This is a genomic window from uncultured Sphingomonas sp. (assembly GCF_936927845.1).
Taxonomy (GTDB): Bacteria; Pseudomonadota; Alphaproteobacteria; order Sphingomonadales; family Sphingomonadaceae; genus Sphingomonas.
Genome location: NZ_CAKZHV010000023.1, coordinates 1 through 16,863 on the forward strand (window position 1 = coordinate 1; position 16,863 = coordinate 16,863).

Sequence of the window (16,863 nt, forward strand, 5' to 3'; positions counted from 1 at the left end):
CCAGCGACAAGGTAAACTCGGCCAGCGTCTCGGATGGCAGTCATGAGAGCGTACGTTTTCGACCATCCTCTCACCGGTCCCCGGGATGGACTGCGATGCGAACGGTGCGAAGCGGTCGTTGACGTGGGTGTAGGCCTTGATGCCGGGGTCGTTGCCGTAGCGGGCGTTGACCGTATTCATCGCCTCGCCCTGCCGCGCAGCGGGGTAGAACTGGCCGTCGGCCGACGCGGTGGTGCCCATGCCCCAGACCCGCGCCATCGGCAGTGCGCCTTGCGCGGCGACCACGGCCGCCAGCGCCTGGTCGATCGCCTCGCTCTCGACATGCCAGCGCGCGAGGCGGGAGAGCTGCCAATAGTCGTGGGTGTTGCACGCCTCGGCCATCTTGCGCAGGCCGAGGTTCAGCCCCTCGGCGAGCAGGACGTTGAGCAGGCCGATCCGGTCGCTGCACGGTATGCCGGTGCGCAGGTGCGTGAAGGCATCGGTGAAGCCGAGCGCGGCATCGACTTCGAGCAGCAGGTCGGTGATGCGGATGGGCGGCAGGCGACGGTACAGGTCGAGCAGCAATTCCTCGATCCCGTCCGGCGGGTCCGCGCTGAGGCGCTCGATGCGCAGCGTCCCATCCTCGATGCTGCCGTGCGGGATCGTCCCGTTGCGCGCGGCGCGACCGAGGCGGGCGAGAGCATCGGCAAGCCGCGCCTTGCGATCCGCCAGCCAGACCTGCGGATCGGACGGGACTGCCAGTTTCATGGTACGCGCGACTGCCATCGGCACGAGGACGTCCCGCAGGTCGCCATAGCGATGCGAGCGGTCGAGCCAGATATCGCCCGAGCGCAGCGCGTCGCGCAGGTGGAACATCACCGCGACCTCGCGGAGACGCGCATCATCGCCGCCCCTCACCCGCAACTGACGCCGCCATTTGGAATGCGGGCGCAGGAAATCGTCGGTCACCGGGAGTTCGCCCCTGGCGGCGATGACGGTCACCGCGGCGAGCAGAGACCGGGCGACCGGCGCGGCTTCGAGGTCGAGGCAGCGTAGCATACGCGGCGCATAGCGGCGGAAGCGGTGATAGCCTTGGTCGACATGCGCCAGCGGATCATCACCCAACGTGTCGGTCAGCGTCCTGGCCGTAGCGACGAGGTGGTCGAGCCGCTCCCAGCCCGCCACGCGCGCGACCGCATCCTCCAGCGATGCGCCATCGCCATGCGCGTCGAGCAGCGATCGGCCGAGCGCGGCGAACCCGTCCAGCGTCGCGGTGACCGCACCTCTGGTTTCCGCTGCACGCGCATCGTGCAACTGCTTCGCCTCGCGCCAGGTCCGGCCGACGATCCGGTCGTGCGTCTCGATCACCGCATCGGCGGTCGCGACCGCCCATTCGATGACGCAGATCGCGAGGATGGCGCGGCGCCGATCGGCGTTCAGGTCGCGCAGGCCATCGGCGAAATAGCGTTCGCCCTGCCGACGCAGCCGAGCGACGCGGTGCGGCGGGACGCCGGCGAGCAGGTCAGCGCCGAGGTTCATCGCGCGGAGAAACTCCAACCGGTCGAGCAGCCGGTTCGCCGCGGCGGAATTGTTGCCCGGCTCGATCCGGCGCAGCCAGATGAAGCGGCTGATCGCACCCGGCAGCATCTCGGCCGTCAGCCGGTCGAGCCGGGTGCAGGCGACGCGATCGAGCCGCGCGGCGATCCGCTTCTCTATATTCCGTTCGGCCGCGACCAGCGCGTCCGCACACAGCCGCTCGATGGTGGTAATCGCCGGCAGGATGGTCATGGTTTCGCGGCAGCGGGCGATGAAGCGCCGGGCAAGATCGTCGTTGGAGCGAGCCTGTTCTGCTTCCGCGATCAGCCATTCGCGGAACGCGCGTGCCGGTGCGCCCTGTCCGGGGAACATCCTGTAGCCGTATGTCCGGCGCAACACTTCCATGTGCTGCTGGCGGGTCTGGCGGCGGACGGCATAGCGGACGAGTGTGTCGCCGGCGATGCCGAGCTGGGCACCGAGAAAGGCGGATGCCGCCAGCGGGATGACCTCGCCCGGTGCCAGCATCCGGCCGGGATAGCGCAGCGCACAGAGTTGCAGCGCAAAGCCGATCCTGTTCTCCGGCCGGCGTCGCCGGTCGACATGGATCAGGTCGTCATCCGCCAGGATGTAGTGCCGCAGCAGCGACGCCTCGTCGGTCGGCAGGTCGAGCAGCGCCGATCGCTGCCGGGCGCTCAGGATATGGCGTCTCGGCATGGCTCAGTGTCCCGGTTGAACAGAAGTCTGTTTTGGACAACACTGACCCGGCGCAGATCAAGGGTTTTCAGGGCCGGTTTTCGGGAAGGTTCAATTGGGACAACGCGCCGCCATCTACGCTCGTGTCTCGACCGCCGACCAGTCGTGCGAGCGGCAGCTGCGCGACCTTGCCGGTTTCGCCGAACGGGGCGGATACGAGGTGGTCGAGGTGTTCCGCGAAACCGCCTCGGGAATGAAGGCAAACCGCTCGGCGCGCGCCGAGGTGATGAAGCTGGCGCAGGCGCGACACATCGACGTGATCCTCGTCACCGAACTCAGCCGCTGGGGCCGCTCGACGCAGGACCTGCTCGATACGCTGAACCGGCTGTCGGGCTGGCGCGTGTCGGTCGTCGCCATGAGCGGCATGACGTTCGAGGTCGACACCCCGCACGGGCGGATGATGGCGACGATGCTTGCCGGCATTGCGCAGTTCGAGCGTGACATGCTCAGCGAACGGGTACGTTCCGGCCTCGCCGCTGCTCGGGCGCGTGGTCGCAAGCTCGGGCGGCAGACCGGCGACCGCCCCAAGTCCGACCGGCTCGCCCCCAAGGTGCTGGCGCTTGTCGCCGAGGGCCGCAGCTATCGCTGGATCGCGCGCGACCTCGGCCTCAGCAAGAACACCGTCGCCGCGATCGTCGGGCGGGCGCGTGAGGATGCGGCTCCTGTCGAGGGAGTGGCATGACCAGACAGTTTCCACCCGATCCACGGCGCAAGGCGCGCTTCCGCGAGATCGCGCGCGGTATCGTCTCCAAGGACCGCTCCGACCGGAAGTACGGCCTCACCGTCGATACCGCCGGTGCCATCGCCCAGGCACTGGAGCGGGCATATCGCGATGGCGTGCGGGACGGTCCGGCAGCGCTAATCCCGGTTCCGGGGCAACCGGATACCGGTCCGGTCGAATGGGCGCTGATCCCGCCGCGCCCCCGCGAAGGCTTCTGGAGCATCTGCCTGGCTATTCTGGGTGGTTGCGGCAGCCAGTCGCGCGACGGGCATCTGGCGCCCGCGCTCACCGAACGCGGCACGCCGGGCTGGGCGATCGTCGCGGAAGATCGCAGCTCTGGCAGGGTGATCGGTGAACGCAGCATCAGGCCCCTCGTCCGCCTGAACCTGCTCGATTATGCCTCAGATAAGTCGCAGTACCTACTCCTGACCGAGCGGGGACGGGAAACGTGGCTGCTGTTCTGCCAGCGCGGTGGGCGTTACCCCGAGGATCTCACCGATATTTAAGCCGCCAGCACAGCGTGACCGGTGCGCCCCCATGGCGCACGATCGAGAGGGAGTATTTCGTCTGCCTATGCCTCCGCATACCACTACGTCACTCTCGCCCATCCCGACCGGATGGTATGCACTTCACCATACCATCCTCGCTGATGGCACGCTTGCGGTCGTCGTGACCGACGTCGATCTGGCAAGCGAATGGGCGCGTATTCACGCCAGTCGCGACGGACGCCTTGACCCGCCCGGCCGCATCGACCGTCTCACCAGAAGCGGTCGGGCCAAGCTGCTGATCTGGGGTGCAGAAGGTTGGCGGGAAGGCCCTGTCTTCCCGCTCGAAACGCCGCATCCGCTGCTTGGTCGTTTTGCCGATGGGCGTTGGCTGGTGGTCGGCTCTCGCACACGCGGTGAGCCAAACGCCCGCGTTTTCTCCCCTGACGGTACGCTTCTCACCCGGTTCATGCTGGGCGACGGTATCGAGCATGTCACGATCGACGATATGGACCGGATCTGGATCGGTTGGTTCGACGAAGGCATATTCGGCGGGGGATGGAGCGTTCCCGGGATGGAGTGGCCACCTTCCTCCAATGGCGTCGCCTGCTTCACGCCGGACGGCAGCATCGTGGATGTGCCGACATGGCCCGAGGAAGCAGGGTTCATCGCCGATTGCTATGCGCTGACGCCTGCCGGCTCAGGTGCATGGGCATCCCCCTACACCGACTTCCCGCTGGTCCGCTTCGTCCCTGGAAAGGCGACGCGATGGTGGCGCAACGAGTTTGCCGGCGCGAAAGCGATCGCGATCGACGGCAACCATATGCTGCTCGCCGGAGGCTATGGCAGCGATGCTGCACGACTGGCCCTAGTCGAATTGGACCAGCGAGGAAGCGGCGAAGCGGCGGCCACGTTGGCAACATGGCAGATGCCGCTACGGCTCGCCGGTTCGGAGAAGTCCATGCTTCTGACCGGCCGTAGTGACACCCTGCACCTCATCGACGGTGACAGATGGCATCAATGGCGCGTGGGAGATGCTGTCACCGCCCTCGCCCATCCATAGGACCGATCGTCTTAGAGTGTCATTTCGCCCTCAGCCGGAACTGACCCCTGCGGCTCGTCGGTCCAGTCGTAAGCAATCGACACCGTACCGCGCGGCGACCAGTCGCGAGCGATGTCGAGCCTTACCGCGGCCCTGACGCGGGCGTCCGCCTCGGCCGTTTCCCGGCTGAGCACGCCTCCCACATCCCGGGCGCTGATCGCGGCGTGAAGCGGCATGGTAACGGTGATCGTTTTCCCCGAACCCTCCAACATCAGCGGCCCCCGGACGACAGTACCGGTAATGCGGCACCGGATGGTGGGCGTCTTGATCTTGGCGAAGAGGATCTTGACCTGCTTCGGCGGTACGCAGGTCTGCCCCGGCTTGTCGATCGACCAGAGACGACGCGGAACCGCCTGTTCGAGGCTTGCCGCAAGCTTGCCCAGGTCCGCGACAATAGGCACGTCGATGGTGGACGTCTGCGGGGGCGCCCCGATCGTGTCCGTTGCTCGCGGCGGCGCCTGGCGAGGAGTTCGATCGCAGCCGGCGAGGTAGGCGACGCAGAGCAGGGCGAACGCGATCGAGACACTCGAGACTTCGCGCCTGCGCAACGAAGACCCGACGATTTGGCGCGGCGCTTCAGCTTCCGGCTCGACCCGCATGGGAACGGTTCCCGAAGCCATCGTGTTCTCCATCGCCGTGCACTCCAGACGTCAGAGCGGCCGCTCCCCCAGTAGAATCACTGGGGCAAGGTTTGTAAAGGGAACCGTTCCGTTTCGTTATTGTTCGATCCGCTAATCTCGGTCAATGCCAAAGACCACCAATGGAGGATCTCGATGAAGACTGCGATAGTTGCTGCGCTGCTCACCTTGGCGCCGGTACCAGTGTTGGCGCAGGCCGTTTCGCCCGCCACGTCCGGAACGATGACGAGCGCCGACGTCGGCGTCTCGCCGATTGCGAGCCAGAGCGGACCCAATTACGTACTCGCCGCGGCCGACGCCAACCTCTACCAGATCAAGGCGGCGCAGCTCGCCGCGACGCGTGCGCAGCGTGATGACGTCAAGGCCTATGCGAAGCGGGTGCTGGCCGAAACGCAAAGCAGCCACAAGGCGCTACTGGCGGCGCTGAAGAACGATCAGCGCACGATCAAGGCGCCTTCCTCAACCCTGTCCGCCGACCGCGCCGCCCTGCTCAAGCTGCTGCAGAAGGCACCGAAGAGCGCGTTCGATAACCTGTATCTAACCCAGTCGGCGCAGGTGCAGCAGGCTGCTTGGGCCATTCACAAGGGCTACGCGCAGGACGGTACCGACCCGGCACTGCAACAGGTCGCCGGTACTGCGGTCCCGGTGCTGGAGAACGAGCTCACCACCGGCAAGTCCCTCACGCCCTCCGGGCTTGCAGGTCGGTGATAAACGCCGGGCCAGGTCGATGAAGCCCTCCTTCGATCTGGTCCGGCACCTGTTCGCATCACTGCCGCGAATGCAGACGGCCAAATTGCGTGCGAGCTTCGCTCCGCATCAGGTGCTGCATCACTACCCAATAGCCTGTTACGGCGGACTCTCCTGCAGCTGAGTAGGCGTTTGCCATGTTTCGCCGGAGATCCTCGAACAGCGCGTTCTCGAGCGTTCGTCCTTCATCCGTCAGCGAAAGCAGCTTTTGACGACGATCCCGTTCCCCGACGCGTCCGCAGACGAGCCCGCGATCCATCAGATCCCTCATGACCCTACCAAGCGACTGCTTGGTGACACTGAGAACGTCCAGGAGTTCACTGACCGAAATCTCCGGATACCTTCCGAGGAAATATAGAACCCGGTGATGCGCCCGCCCGAGGTTCTGCTTGGCCAGCTCAGCGTCGGCGTTAGCCAAATGGGACCGGTGAGCGAAGAACATCAGGTCCATCCCACCCCTGATCGCGTCATCACGCAGATATTGGGCAGGTGGCGGCAGAAGCGGCGGGGTCACGCGGTCGAGGCCCCTCCCTGGCATGGTTGCAAGACCGTCACTGCTGGCTCCATCCAAGTCCCATCGCCTTTTGCAGCGCGACAAATGCACGATCTAGTTCACCCGTCGCTTCGAGTAACGACTGATCAGCGGAAAGCGCCGCGCGTTCGGCATCAAGTGACGTGGTGAGTGGTGTCGCTCCCTGCTCAAAGCGCTGCACGGCGTAGGTCGCCGACTGTCTGGCACCGTTCCGGCTCGCGATTGCCGAAAACAGATTTCGGCGCTGGTTGCCGAAGCGGGTCAGGCTGGTTTCCGCATCGGACAGCGCGGCGAGGACAGTTTTGCGATATTGCGCCTCCGCCTCATCGCGATCTGCCCGGGCCTGCTCGACGCGGGCACGATTGCGGCCGAAGTCGAGGAAATTCCAGCTGATCCGCGGTAGGAGAAGGCCCGCGACGCTGCCGGGATCGACGACATCGGTGATATCGGGACCGCCCAGGCCGATGATCCCCATGATGCTGACTGACGGGAACTGTCGGGCGACGTTGACTCCGATCTGCGCGTTCGACGCCGCCAGCTGCCGCTCGGCCGCGCGAATGTCAGGTCGTCGTCGCAGCATCGCGGCAGGATCGCCGATCGCAACCGTCCTTGGGATCATCGGGATCGGCGCCGGTGTTGACAACAACGCATCGTGTGCACCGGGCTCGTCGCCAGTGAGCAGGGCGAGTTGGTCCAGCGTGGTCGCGATCTGTCCCTCGAGCGGCAACAGCCCGGCCTCCGTGCGGGTCAGCTCGGTCGTCAACCGCACCACCTCGTCGCGGGACGACGCACCGCGCTGCTCGCGCTGTTGCAGCAGGGCGAGTGATCGCTGCTGAAGCTGCGCGGAGCGGCGGGCGAGGATCAGGCGCTGCTGGAGTTCGCGCAAAGTCACATAGTTCTGGGCCACCTCCGCCGAGAGACGAACCTGCGCATCAGCTCTGTTGGCTTCGGCCGCCTGAGCCTGGGACTCGGTACCTTCGGCCGCGCGGCGCCGTCCGCCGAACAGATCGATCTCCCACGACGCATCAAGGCCGGCGTTGTAGAATTCGGCTCTGATACGATCGGATTGCTCGCCCTGCGTCGGCAACGCGAGCGAGCCTGCGGGAAGATCGGCGACGATCGCCGTGCCTGACGCCGATACGGTGGGAAGCTGGTTCGCGCGTTGTTCGCGCAGGCTCGCGCGCGCCTTGCGGATGCGCGCCTCCGCGATCGCCACGTCTGGGTTCGCGGCGAGCGCGCGGTCGATCAGAGCCGTGAGCTGCGGATCGCCCATGCCCTCCCACCAGCGTGCGATCGGAGGCTGTGGTACCGTGATCGCCTGATCCGCACGGCGGAACGTCGATCCGGGGCGCTCCCCGCTCGCGATGCTCGGCGGGCCTCCGTAATTGGGTCCGACAACGCATCCGGTCAGCAGAAAGGGGAGAATGGTCCAGCTAAGTCGTTTCATCAGTGCATCGCCATCTGCGTGCTGGAGGAGATCGGGCGGAGGAACAGCGCCAGCGGCGTGGTGATCGCGATCGCGATGCCGAGCGCGAAGAACAGGTCGTTATAGGCCATGACCGTCGACTGCTCGAGGAGTTGACCCGCGAGCTGCCGATAGGCGCCGGCTTCGCCGGAGGGCATGGCCATGGCCTTCGCGAACCATTCCTGCGTGGTCGCCGCGTTGGCCGACACCGTTTCGCCCAGCCGGTTGAAATGGAGAAAGGTCTGCCGGTCCTGAAGGGTCGCCATCAGCGCGAGGCCGATCGATCCGCCGAGGTTACGTCCCGCGTTGAACAGGGCCGACGCATCGCCGGCATCCTCTGGAGCCACGGCGCTGATCGCGGCCTGGTTGAGGAACATCATGGCAAAGATCTGCCCGAAGCCGCGGACGAGCTGTGAGTCTGTGAGATCGCCCCCGGCAGACTGCGCGGTGAGATGCCAATCCATGGCGCAACTGACGCCGATCAGCGTCATGCCGACAAAGACCGCCAGGCGGACATCGAGATATTTGAACGCGAGCGGCAGGAACGGCATCAGCATGAGGGCGGGGATGCCGGAGACGAAGACCACCTTTCCCGATTGCAAGGCGCTGTAATCCGCCATCGAAGAAAGGAATTGCGGGATCAGGAAGGTCACGCCGTAGAGCACGACGCCGATAACGAGGCTGAGGACAAAGACGCTGCCGAACGACCGGCTGAAGATCAGCGACAGCTTGAGAACCGGATGCGCGGAGCGGACCTGTCCGATCGTGATGAGCGCAAAGCCGAACACCGTTGCGATCGCGAGCTTCACGATCATCGCGGACTCGAACCACATCTCGCGCTGTCCCTCCTCCAGCATGACGGTGAGCGCTCCCAAGCCGATCGCGAGCCCCGCGATCCCGAACCAGTCGGCATGGCGCAGCTGGTCGAGCCGCAGCTTCTCGTGCTTGAGCCCGAACAGCAGGAGCAGGACGAGCCCGGCACAGACCGGCACGTTGAGGAAGAAGGCATAATGCCAGCTGTAATTGTCGGTGAGCCAACCACCGATGATCGGCCCGAGCACCGGGCCGAGGATCGCGGTGCCGCCGAACGCGGCGGTGCCGATCGGCTGCTGTGACGGGGGCAGCCGCGTCGCGATGATGGTCATGGCAGTCGGAATCAGCGCACCACCGGTAAAGCCCTGGCCCACACGGCCAGCGATCATCATCGGCAGCGTCGTCGAGATGCCGCACACGACGGAAAAGCCGGTGAAGCTGATCGCCGCGCCCAGCAGGAAGTTGCGCAGACCGAACAGGCGCACCAGGAAGGGGCTTAGCGGGATCATGACGATCTCCGCCACGAGATAGGAGGTCGCGACCCAGGTGCCCTCGGTGCCGCTCGCGCCGATTTCGCCCTGGATTGTGGGCAGGGCCGCATTGACGATCGAGATGTCGAGAAGCGCCATGAACGACCCGATCGTGCCTGCAGCGACGGCAAGCCAGTCGCGCAGGCCGGCGCGTTCCGCCGCCATCAGCGCGCGCCCTGCGTCTCGCCGCGCTTCAGCCGCTCGGTTTCCTGCTTGATTCGTTCCCGGCTTCCCTTGGCGCCGATCGTGTCGACCGTCACCTCCACCGACAGTCCGGGACGTAGCACCCGCCGCGCCTCCGGACCCGCCTCGATGCTGATCCGCACGGGCACGCGCTGGACAATCTTGGTGAAGTTCCCGGTCGCGTTCTCGGGCGGGATGAGGGAAAACTGCGCGCCCGTCCCCGGAGAAAAACTGGCGACCCGGCCTCGCAGTTCGGCACCGTCCAGTGCATCCACCTTGATGGTCACGGGCTGCCCGACGCGCATCAGCGCGACCTGAGTTTCCTTGAAGTTCGCCTCGATGTAGAGTTGATCGACTGGCACCACCGACATCAGCCGGGTCGCCGGCTGGACATATTGCCCAGCCCGGACGGCCTTGTCGGCGACAACGCCGTCGATGCTGCTGCGGATCTCGACGGCCCCGAGGTCCGTCGAGGCGCGCGCAAGCTGCGCCTGCGCGGTGCCACGCTGCGCCTCCGCCTGACCGATGCGAGCCGCTTGGGTTGCAACACTGCGACGGGCGGCGAGGTAGGCCGCTCGCTGCGCGCGCAGCTCCGCGGCAGCCCGGTCACGCTGAAGCACCAGGCTTGCCAGCCGCTCACGCGATTCCGCCCCTGTCCGGGTGAGCGGTTCGTAGCGTCTTACCTCGTTCTCTGCCGCTGCGGCGGCAGCCTCGGCGCTCGCGACCTGGGCGGCCGCCTGGGCGACCGTGGCCTGTTGCTCATCAAGTGTCCGGCGCGCAGTGGTGATGTTGGCGCCGGCTGCGGCGATCTGGGCTTGCGCCTCTTCGACATTGGCGCGGTAGTCGCGAGGATCGAGCACGGCGAGCAGCTGACCGCGACGGACAGGCTGGTTGTCGGCGACGAGAACACGCTCGACATAGCCGCCCACCTTCGGCGAGACGGTCACGAAGTCCGCGCGCACATAGGCGTTGTTGGTCGACTGCAGGAACTGGCCGCTCGCGCGATAATTCATGTACCAAACGATAGCCGCGATGATGCCGGCGACAAGCGCGGCGATGAGGACGTAGCGAATGATGGGGTAGCGCTCGAGAAGCGACGGCTTCTTTTCGCCATTCTTCTCCTCGGAACCGTCCTCCGACCTGGATTCTGGGTGAAAATTCGCGTCCGGGTCCTCATGTCTCACTTTGTTTTCGTGGTTCTCAGCCCGATCGTCAGCCACCCTGCCGTCCCGTCAAATGTAAACCGAACCGTAGCATAGTCGGAGCTCGAGAGTAACGCTACAGACATTCTGGGCGTCGCACATATGACGCCCGAATGAGTCGCGTCGCGAAGCTAATCCGACGCTGGCCAAACCACGTTTGAATTGTGTCTCGCCGCCACCCAAGATGTGACGGTCGGTATGTGCAGATCCTGATCTCGATCTGGCCGGGCGCCAGCCGACGCGAAACGTCGGCCTTCGGCAACTTACAGGTGTCAGGCCAAAGTCCCAAGAAAAGGCCGCTCTGTTTTGCCAGAGCGGCATGGGGAGGTTCTGCAATAGTCGGAACCTGGGATGTCAGGCCCTGAGCTCAGCCAAACTCTGTGTGACTTCACCATAGCCAGCATCGAGCGGAATGGTCAGAACACGCTCTCCGTCCCGTGTCTCGACCTGCGGGAGCACGGTGACCAGCGGACGTGCCTCCGCTCGGGCGAGGCAATCTGCTGCGCTCTCGGCCTCGGCCAGCAGCTTCACGTTCATCAAGGTGGGGAAGATCACGGTTCGGGCGCCGCTTCGGGCGAGGTCCAGGACCGACTCTGGCGCGATCCACTCGGCATCGACCGTTTCATGTCCGTCGCAGATCGCGACCTGGTCGGCCGGAGCGGGGGCAGCGTAGAACCAGGTGTCGAACCGCTTCGGCATCATTTCTGGAGTGATCCAGCGGGCGAAAACGGTCAGGGCGGTCAGCGAGAGCTTCACCCCCAATCCGGCGACGACATCGAGGAAGGCGAGTTCCCCGGTATCGACCTTCCGGCGGGCCTCGGCGTCGCATACACTGGAGAAGCCGCGGCCGTCGGGATAGTTGGCCAGCAGGATCCCCGCTTCCTCGAACGCCTCGCGGATGGCGCCGATGCGCAGCGCGCGCTGGGTCGCGTCGATTTCGTCCCACCCGGTTACGTGATCGCGCCAGCGCGGATCGTCGTCACCGGGGTGCATCTTGCCTCCCGGGAACACCAGCGCTCCCGAGGCGAAATCGATCTGGTGGTGTCGTCGCACCATGAGCACCTGATATTCGGGCACATCCCGCAGCAGCAGGATGGTGCCGGCCGGTCGCGGCTCGGCCGGAGTGCGCCTGGCGTCCGCCGACGCGGTCTCGATGCTCATGATCTCTCCTATTCTCTGCACGGTCATGTCGCGATGCCGCCGTCCCGCATGAGATACGAACCGCGACCGCTGGCGAGCAGCACGTCGTCGGGCGAGCGCACCTCGCTGTCCGCGACCGACAGCGTCCGTCCTATCTTCACGACGCGCGCGTGGATGTGAAGCGGGCCGCCGCTTGCCGGACGGTGATAATCGACGTGGAGCGACGCGGTGGCGCTGACCGCGCGCGTCCTCGTCAGCAGGACATACATGCCGGCGAGATCGATCAGGCTGGCGAGCACGCCGCCATGCACGGACGGGATCCGCGGATTCGATACGATCTCGTCGCGCCACGGCATGCTGAGGTGAAGGACACCGTCTGTCACGTCCTCGACGCGAAGCCCGAGCCAGGCGTGGAACGGCGCGATCGAGAGCGCGCCTTGCAATGCGGCGCCCGCCAGCCCGTTCGCGATACCCGAGGATGCCTCGTCAACCATCTCAACGTCCCTTGAAAACGGGTGTACGCTTTTCCATGAAGGCGCGCGGACCTTCGCGCGCGTCTTCAGTTCGGAACACCGGCGCGGCGAAGCCCGACTCGAGGTTCATGCCTTCGCTCTCCGGCCGCCCGATACAGGCGCGCGCCGACGCGCGGATCGCCTGCACCGCGATCGGGCCGTTGGCGGCGATCCGTCGCGCGAAGTCGAGCGCCGCAGGCAGCACCTCCTCCGGCGCAACGACGCGGTTGAGGAAGCCATAGTCGAGCGCGGTTCCGGCATCGATCAGATCGCCGGTGAGCAGCAATTCCATCGCGCGCGCAAAGGGAAGCTGGCGCGGCAGTCGCACCGTCGATCCCCCGCCCGGGAAGATCGCCCATTTGACCTCCTGCACGCCGAAGCGCGCGGCGCTCGATGCGATCCTGAGATCTGTACCCTGGACCAGTTCCATGCCGCCTGCGATCGCATGCCCGTTGATGGCGGCGATCACCGGCTTGACGACGTCAAATGTGCGCAGCAGCGCGGTGCCGAGAATATCGCGGTCAGCGAGCACGCGGCGATCCCACTCGTCCTCCGGCGGTCGCCCGCCGCTGACGAGCGGGATAAGGCGGCCGAGGTCGGCACCTGAGCAGAAGGCGTCGCCGGTGCCGGTCACGACCGCGACGCGGATCTCGGCGTCGTCGCGCACCCTGCTCCAGCAGTCGGCCAGTTCCACCAGCATCTGCGGATCAAGCGCGTTGCGCGCCGCGGGTCGGTTGAGATGGATGATGGCGATATATCCATCGGTTTCCATCCAGGCTGCGTTGTCGGTCATCAATTCCCCTCCCGCGCTTTAACATTATACCCTTTTAATAGCCTTGCAAGCCGGCGACGGCAGCAATTTGCCGCTGGACAAAGATAAAGGAGTGGAGCAACATAAAACCATGATAAGGATTTATTGATGCCGGACGTGGATGAGCAGGGCGAGGCGCTCTCGTTCGCAAGGGGCAAGCGCGCGCTTCGCGTGGCGCAGGCGATCGTGCACGACATCGAGGCCGACGCACGCCAGGTCGGCGACCGGCTGCCTCCGGAGCACGACATGCTCGCGCGGTACGAAGTCGCCCGCGCCACATTGCGTGAGGCGCTGCGTTTTCTGGAACTGCAGGGCGTGCTCCACCTGCAGCCCGGTCGAGGCGGCGGGCCGGTGGTCGCGCGGCCGCAGATTGGCGATTTCACGAGTTCGCTTGCGCTCGTACTGCACTTCGTCGGCACCGACCTGCGCGCGCTGATCGAGCTGCGCGAGGCGCTGGCCCCGCGGGCGGCCTCTCACGCTGCCCGGCGCGCAACGGCGGCGGATCTGATGGCGCTGGCAAGCTGCTTCGCCGAGCTCGAGCAGCAGGTGGAATCGACGCTGTTCGAGGAAACCAACCGGCGCTTCCACGACCTTCTGGCATGGGCGAGCGGCAATCCGCTTTTCGGGTTGCTCACGTCCGCGCTGCATCTGCTGACCCGCGACCTTTCGCGCCAGCTCGGCTATTCCGAGCACGAGCGCGAGAACCAGGTTCGTCGCCTCGCGCGCGTCGTCCATGCGGTGCGGCTGCGCGACGCGGTCACGGCGCGGCGCGAGATGGAACGGCTCGTCGAGGGATCGGCGGAATATCTCGGGCGGCGCAGCCCCGACCTGATGGATCAGAAGGTGCGCTGGACCCAGGCGTTCGAGGCGTAGCCGCCGGAGTAGATCAGCAACGAGAACGATGTGGGAGAGACGGACAATGGCCCTGAACAGCCGAATCTGCGGGATGCTCGGCATCGACTATCCGATCGTCCTGGCCGGCATGGGCGGGGCAAGCGTCCCGCGACTGGCGGCGGCGGTCTCCAACGCGGGCGGGCTGGGCGTGCTCGGCGCGGCAGCGTGCTCACCCGAGCAGCTCCGCGCGTGGATCCGCGAAACGCGCGCGCTGACCGACAAGCCGTTCGGCGTCGACACGCTCCTGCCCGCCTCGGTGCGGCGCGGCTCGGCGCCGCAAACCGGGGCCGCGCCGGCGGACCCGCGCGCGGTGCTCGCCGACTATCAGGCGTTCACGCGCGACTTCATGGAGCGCGAGGGGCTGGAGATCGTCGCGCGTGATTCCGGCCGCGCCGTCACGGAGGGTGCGGCAAACGGCGGCGCGGCGCTGTTCTCCAAGGAGTTCTTCGAGGCCCAGATGGAGGTCGTCGTCGAGGAGAAGGTGCCCGTCTACGCGGCGGGGCTCGGCAATCCGGGGCCGTGGATGGATCGACTCCACGCCAACGGCACGGTCGTCATGGCGGTCGTCGGCAAGGTGAAGCACGCGCTACAGGTGGTGGAGTCGGGCATCGACGTGATCGTGGCCCAGGGGCACGACGGCGGCGGGCATAATTCGCCGATCGGCACCATCTCGCTCATCCCGCAGGTGGTCGATGCTGTGGGGGACCGGGTGCCGGTGCTCGGCGCTGGCGGCATCTCCGACGGGCGCGGTGTGGCCGCGGCCTTCATGCTGGGCGCCGAGGGCGCCTGGGTCGGCACGGCGTTCCTTGCGACGGAGGAGGCGGGGATCGAGGACTTCCAGAAGGAAGCGATCGTCGACAGCGGCGATGCCGATACCGTGGTAAGCCGCTCGATCACGGGCAAGCCTGCCCGCATGATCCGCAGCAAGTGGGCCGACGCCTGGGTGGCGGCGGGCAAGGAGCCGCTACCGATGCCATACCAGTCGATGATCGCCGGTCCGGTGATGGCGTCGGGCATCCGTGCGAAGCGCAAGGACATCATCCCGGGCTTCGCCGGGCAGGGCATGGGGCTGATCCACGCCGTGCGCCCCGCCGCCGAGGTGATGCGCGACCTCGTCGCCGATGCCGAGCGCGCGCTCGGCCGCGCGGCGGGCCTCCGCTGAGGGTCGCGGCTGGTACAGGAGGGACAGATATGACCTTCTCGGACAAGGCGGCGATCACCGGCGTCGGGGAAACCGATTTCGTCAAGGGCACCGAGCGCACCGCGGTGGACATGATGCTGGAGGCGTCGCGGCGCGCGATCGCGGACGCGGGGCTGCGCCCGTCCGACATCGACGGCATGGTGCCGCCGCCCATCTACACCACGTCGGAGGAACTGGCGGCGAACCTCGGCATCGATGTGCTGCGCTACGCCGCGACCGTCCACATGGGCGGCGCGAGTCCGACGACCGCGCTCCAGCATGCGGCGATCGCGATCGCGGCGGGGCTGTGCGACCACGTGCTCGTCACGCTCGGCTGGAACGGCTTCTCCGCGCTGCGGCCCAAGCCGGGCGCTCCGCCCACGCGGCCGATGAACATGAACACGCTGACCAACACGATTCGCGGGTATTACATGCCCTATGGCGTGTTCCTGCCGGTGCAGATGTATGCCTGGCTGGCGACCCGGCATTCGCAGCTCCACGGCGTCGGTCCGGAAGCCATGGGGGCGGTGGCGATGGCGTGCCGACGGCATGCGCAACTCAATCCGAAGGCGTTCACCTACGGCCGGCCGCTCGACTGGCAAACCTACCACGACGCGCGAATGGTGTCGGAGCCGTTCCGACTCTACGACTGCTGCCTTGAAACCGATGGCGCGTGTGCGGTCGTTGTCTCGCGCACCGACCGCGCACGCGACATGCCGCATGTGCCCGTCACCATCGCAGGCGCCGCCGAGGGGCATCCCTATCCCGCGGACGACATCCCGTCTCGCCCGGACCCGTTCAAGATCGGGCTGAGCTACGCCGCGCCCAAGGCCTTCGAAATGGCCGGCGTGCGCCGCGAGGAGATGGATTTCCTTCAGGTCTACGACTGCTTCACCTACGTCGTCCTGCTCCAGCTCGAGGCGATGGGCTATTGCGAGCCGGGTGGCGCGCTCGACTTCGTGCGTGACGGGCAGATCGAGCTCGGTGGCCGCTATCCGCTCAACACCCACGGCGGGCTGCTGAGCGAGGCGCACGTTTGGGGGCTCAACCACGTCGTCGAGGCCGTGCGGCAGCTGCGGCACGATTGCGGGGAACGCCAGGTGCCGGAAGCACGGACAGGGCTCGTCACCGGCTGGGGCGACCTGGGCGACGGCAGCATCGCCATCCTGCGGAGGTTCGCATGAACGACGACGACATTCCGCCCAAGCTCCGGGCGCCCGCCGCCTCGCCCCCCAAGCCGTTACCACACCCGCAGGATCCGGTGGAGCAGGAGTTCTGGCAGCGCTGCCAGGGCGGCACGCTCCATTTCCAGCGGTGCGGCGCGTGCCGGACGTGGCGCCATTTGCCTCGCTACATGTGCGCGCGCTGCGGTTCGCCATCGTTCTCCTGGGAGCCGAGCAGCGGTCGCGGGCGGCTGTTTTCCTGGACGGTGACGCATCAGGCGCTTCACCCCGCCTTCGCGGCCGACGTGCCGTATGTAGCGGCTGTGGTCGAGCTGGACGAGGGCGTCCGCATGGCGACCCGGCTGACCGGCGCCGACCCTGCCACGCTCGCGCTCGACATGCCGGTGGCGCTGGCCTTCGAAACGATCGGCGACGGGTTCCGGCTGCCCGTCTTCACACCAGCTGCAGGAGCGTGAA

Annotated in this window: 17 protein-coding genes; 8 read left to right on the forward strand and 9 right to left on the reverse strand. The window is 66.5% G+C overall.

Annotated features, from left to right (window positions below):
- Positions 1–2,229, reverse strand: a 2,229-nt coding sequence (locus Q0579_RS03090) for a Tn3 family transposase (protein WP_298808975.1), incomplete at its 3' end; no start/stop codon positions are given.
- Between the two features lie 94 nt (positions 2,230–2,323).
- On the opposite strand from Q0579_RS03090, the gene Q0579_RS03095 reads away from it, so the two are divergent.
- The 3 genes from Q0579_RS03095 to Q0579_RS03105 all read left to right on the forward strand — a co-directional run bounded on the left by Q0579_RS03095 (position 2,324) and on the right by Q0579_RS03105 (position 4,537).
- Entirely contained in the window at positions 2,324–2,950 is a 627-nt protein-coding gene (locus Q0579_RS03095; protein WP_298274855.1) for a recombinase family protein, read from the forward strand.
- Entirely contained in the window at positions 2,947–3,495 is a 549-nt protein-coding gene (locus tag Q0579_RS03100) for a hypothetical protein (protein ID WP_298274858.1), read from the forward strand. The genes Q0579_RS03095 and Q0579_RS03100 overlap by 4 nt, the downstream gene beginning before the upstream one ends.
- Positions 3,496–3,658: 163 nt before the next feature.
- Entirely contained in the window at positions 3,659–4,537 is an 879-nt protein-coding gene (locus Q0579_RS03105; protein ID WP_298274861.1) for a hypothetical protein, read from the forward strand.
- Positions 4,538–4,548: 11 nt separating this feature from the next.
- Here the strand turns inward: Q0579_RS03105 and Q0579_RS03110 are convergent, their stop codons facing one another.
- Positions 4,549–5,196 carry a DUF4403 family protein gene (locus Q0579_RS03110; RefSeq protein WP_298808978.1) on the reverse strand — a complete coding sequence of 216 codons (648 nt, stop codon included), beginning with the start codon at positions 5,194–5,196 and terminating at the stop codon, positions 4,549–4,551.
- 153 nt (positions 5,197–5,349) lie between these two features.
- Here Q0579_RS03110 and Q0579_RS03115 point away from each other — a divergent pair, with 153 nt between their 5' ends.
- Entirely contained in the window at positions 5,350–5,922 is a 573-nt protein-coding gene (locus tag Q0579_RS03115; RefSeq protein ID WP_298274866.1) for a DUF4142 domain-containing protein, read from the forward strand.
- 58 nt (positions 5,923–5,980) lie between these two features.
- On the opposite strand, the gene Q0579_RS03120 is transcribed toward Q0579_RS03115, so the two are convergent.
- From Q0579_RS03120 to Q0579_RS03150, 7 genes are all read right to left on the reverse strand, one after another.
- Entirely contained in the window at positions 5,981–6,412 is a 432-nt protein-coding gene (locus Q0579_RS03120; RefSeq protein WP_298274868.1) for a MarR family transcriptional regulator, read from the reverse strand.
- A 100-nt stretch (positions 6,413–6,512) separates the two neighbouring features.
- On the reverse strand, positions 6,513–7,940 hold the full coding sequence (locus tag Q0579_RS03125) for an efflux transporter outer membrane subunit (protein WP_298808981.1): 1,428 nt from the start codon (positions 7,938–7,940) through the stop codon (positions 6,513–6,515).
- Positions 7,940–9,466 (reverse strand): DHA2 family efflux MFS transporter permease subunit, encoded by a 1,527-nt coding sequence (locus tag Q0579_RS03130; RefSeq protein WP_298280164.1) that lies wholly within the window; start codon positions 9,464–9,466, stop codon positions 7,940–7,942. Before Q0579_RS03130 ends, Q0579_RS03125 begins: the two co-directional genes overlap by 1 nt.
- The gene (locus tag Q0579_RS03135) at positions 9,466–10,704 is read right to left on the reverse strand and encodes an HlyD family secretion protein (protein ID WP_298808984.1); all 1,239 of its coding nucleotides are present in this window, start codon (positions 10,702–10,704) and stop codon (positions 9,466–9,468) included. Before Q0579_RS03135 ends, Q0579_RS03130 begins: the two co-directional genes overlap by 1 nt.
- 336 nt (positions 10,705–11,040) lie before the next feature.
- Entirely contained in the window at positions 11,041–11,847 is an 807-nt protein-coding gene (locus tag Q0579_RS03140) for an NUDIX domain-containing protein (RefSeq protein ID WP_298280166.1), read from the reverse strand.
- A 23-nt stretch (positions 11,848–11,870) separates the two neighbouring features.
- Entirely contained in the window at positions 11,871–12,320 is a 450-nt protein-coding gene (locus Q0579_RS03145) for a PaaI family thioesterase (RefSeq protein WP_046408747.1), read from the reverse strand.
- A 1-nt stretch (position 12,321) separates the two neighbouring features.
- On the reverse strand, positions 12,322–13,131 hold the full coding sequence (locus tag Q0579_RS03150; protein ID WP_298808987.1) for an enoyl-CoA hydratase-related protein: 810 nt from the start codon (positions 13,129–13,131) through the stop codon (positions 12,322–12,324).
- A gap of 135 nt (positions 13,132–13,266) precedes the next feature.
- Between Q0579_RS03150 and Q0579_RS03155 the strand changes: the two genes are divergently transcribed.
- Genes Q0579_RS03155 through Q0579_RS03170 form a run of 4 tightly spaced genes read left to right on the forward strand, consistent with a single transcriptional unit; the run spans position 13,267 to position 16,862 of the window.
- Positions 13,267–14,022: an FCD domain-containing protein gene (locus Q0579_RS03155; protein WP_298808989.1), complete on the forward strand. Its 756-nt coding sequence runs from the start codon at positions 13,267–13,269 to the stop codon at positions 14,020–14,022.
- A gap of 46 nt (positions 14,023–14,068) precedes the next feature.
- Positions 14,069–15,205, forward strand: a complete 1,137-nt coding sequence (locus Q0579_RS03160) for a nitronate monooxygenase family protein (protein ID WP_046408745.1) — start codon at positions 14,069–14,071, stop codon at positions 15,203–15,205.
- Positions 15,206–15,234: 29 nt separating this feature from the next.
- Positions 15,235–16,407 carry a transporter gene (locus Q0579_RS03165; RefSeq protein ID WP_298808991.1) on the forward strand — a complete coding sequence of 391 codons (1,173 nt, stop codon included), beginning with the start codon at positions 15,235–15,237 and terminating at the stop codon, positions 16,405–16,407.
- On the forward strand, positions 16,404–16,862 hold the full coding sequence (locus Q0579_RS03170) for an OB-fold domain-containing protein (RefSeq protein WP_298808994.1): 459 nt from the start codon (positions 16,404–16,406) through the stop codon (positions 16,860–16,862). Before Q0579_RS03165 ends, Q0579_RS03170 begins: the two co-directional genes overlap by 4 nt.
- The last annotated feature ends 1 nt before the right edge of the window (position 16,863 follow it).

Bases quoted from the DNA above. Each gene is read 5' to 3' on its own strand.
- Q0579_RS03170 (WP_298808994.1), top strand. From the start codon at position 16,404: ATGAACGACGACGACATTCCGCCCAAGCTCCGGGCGCCCGCCGCCTCG.
- Q0579_RS03130 (WP_298280164.1), bottom strand. From the start codon at position 9,466: ATGGCGGCGGAACGCGCCGGCCTGCGCGACTGGCTTGCCGTCGCTGCA.
- Q0579_RS03125 (WP_298808981.1), bottom strand. From the start codon at position 7,940: ATGAAACGACTTAGCTGGACCATTCTCCCCTTTCTGCTGACCGGATGC.
- Q0579_RS03115 (WP_298274866.1), top strand. From the start codon at position 5,350: ATGAAGACTGCGATAGTTGCTGCGCTGCTCACCTTGGCGCCGGTACCA.
- Q0579_RS03140 (WP_298280166.1), bottom strand. From the start codon at position 11,847: ATGAGCATCGAGACCGCGTCGGCGGACGCCAGGCGCACTCCGGCCGAG.
- Q0579_RS03165 (WP_298808991.1), top strand. From the start codon at position 15,235: ATGACCTTCTCGGACAAGGCGGCGATCACCGGCGTCGGGGAAACCGAT.
- Q0579_RS03160 (WP_046408745.1), top strand. From the start codon at position 14,069: ATGGCCCTGAACAGCCGAATCTGCGGGATGCTCGGCATCGACTATCCG.
- Q0579_RS03150 (WP_298808987.1), bottom strand. From the start codon at position 13,131: ATGACCGACAACGCAGCCTGGATGGAAACCGATGGATATATCGCCATC.
- Q0579_RS03120 (WP_298274868.1), bottom strand. From the start codon at position 6,412: ATGGACCTGATGTTCTTCGCTCACCGGTCCCATTTGGCTAACGCCGAC.
- Q0579_RS03145 (WP_046408747.1), bottom strand. From the start codon at position 12,320: ATGGTTGACGAGGCATCCTCGGGTATCGCGAACGGGCTGGCGGGCGCC.
- Q0579_RS03110 (WP_298808978.1), bottom strand. From the start codon at position 5,196: ATGGCTTCGGGAACCGTTCCCATGCGGGTCGAGCCGGAAGCTGAAGCG.
- Q0579_RS03100 (WP_298274858.1), top strand. From the start codon at position 2,947: ATGACCAGACAGTTTCCACCCGATCCACGGCGCAAGGCGCGCTTCCGC.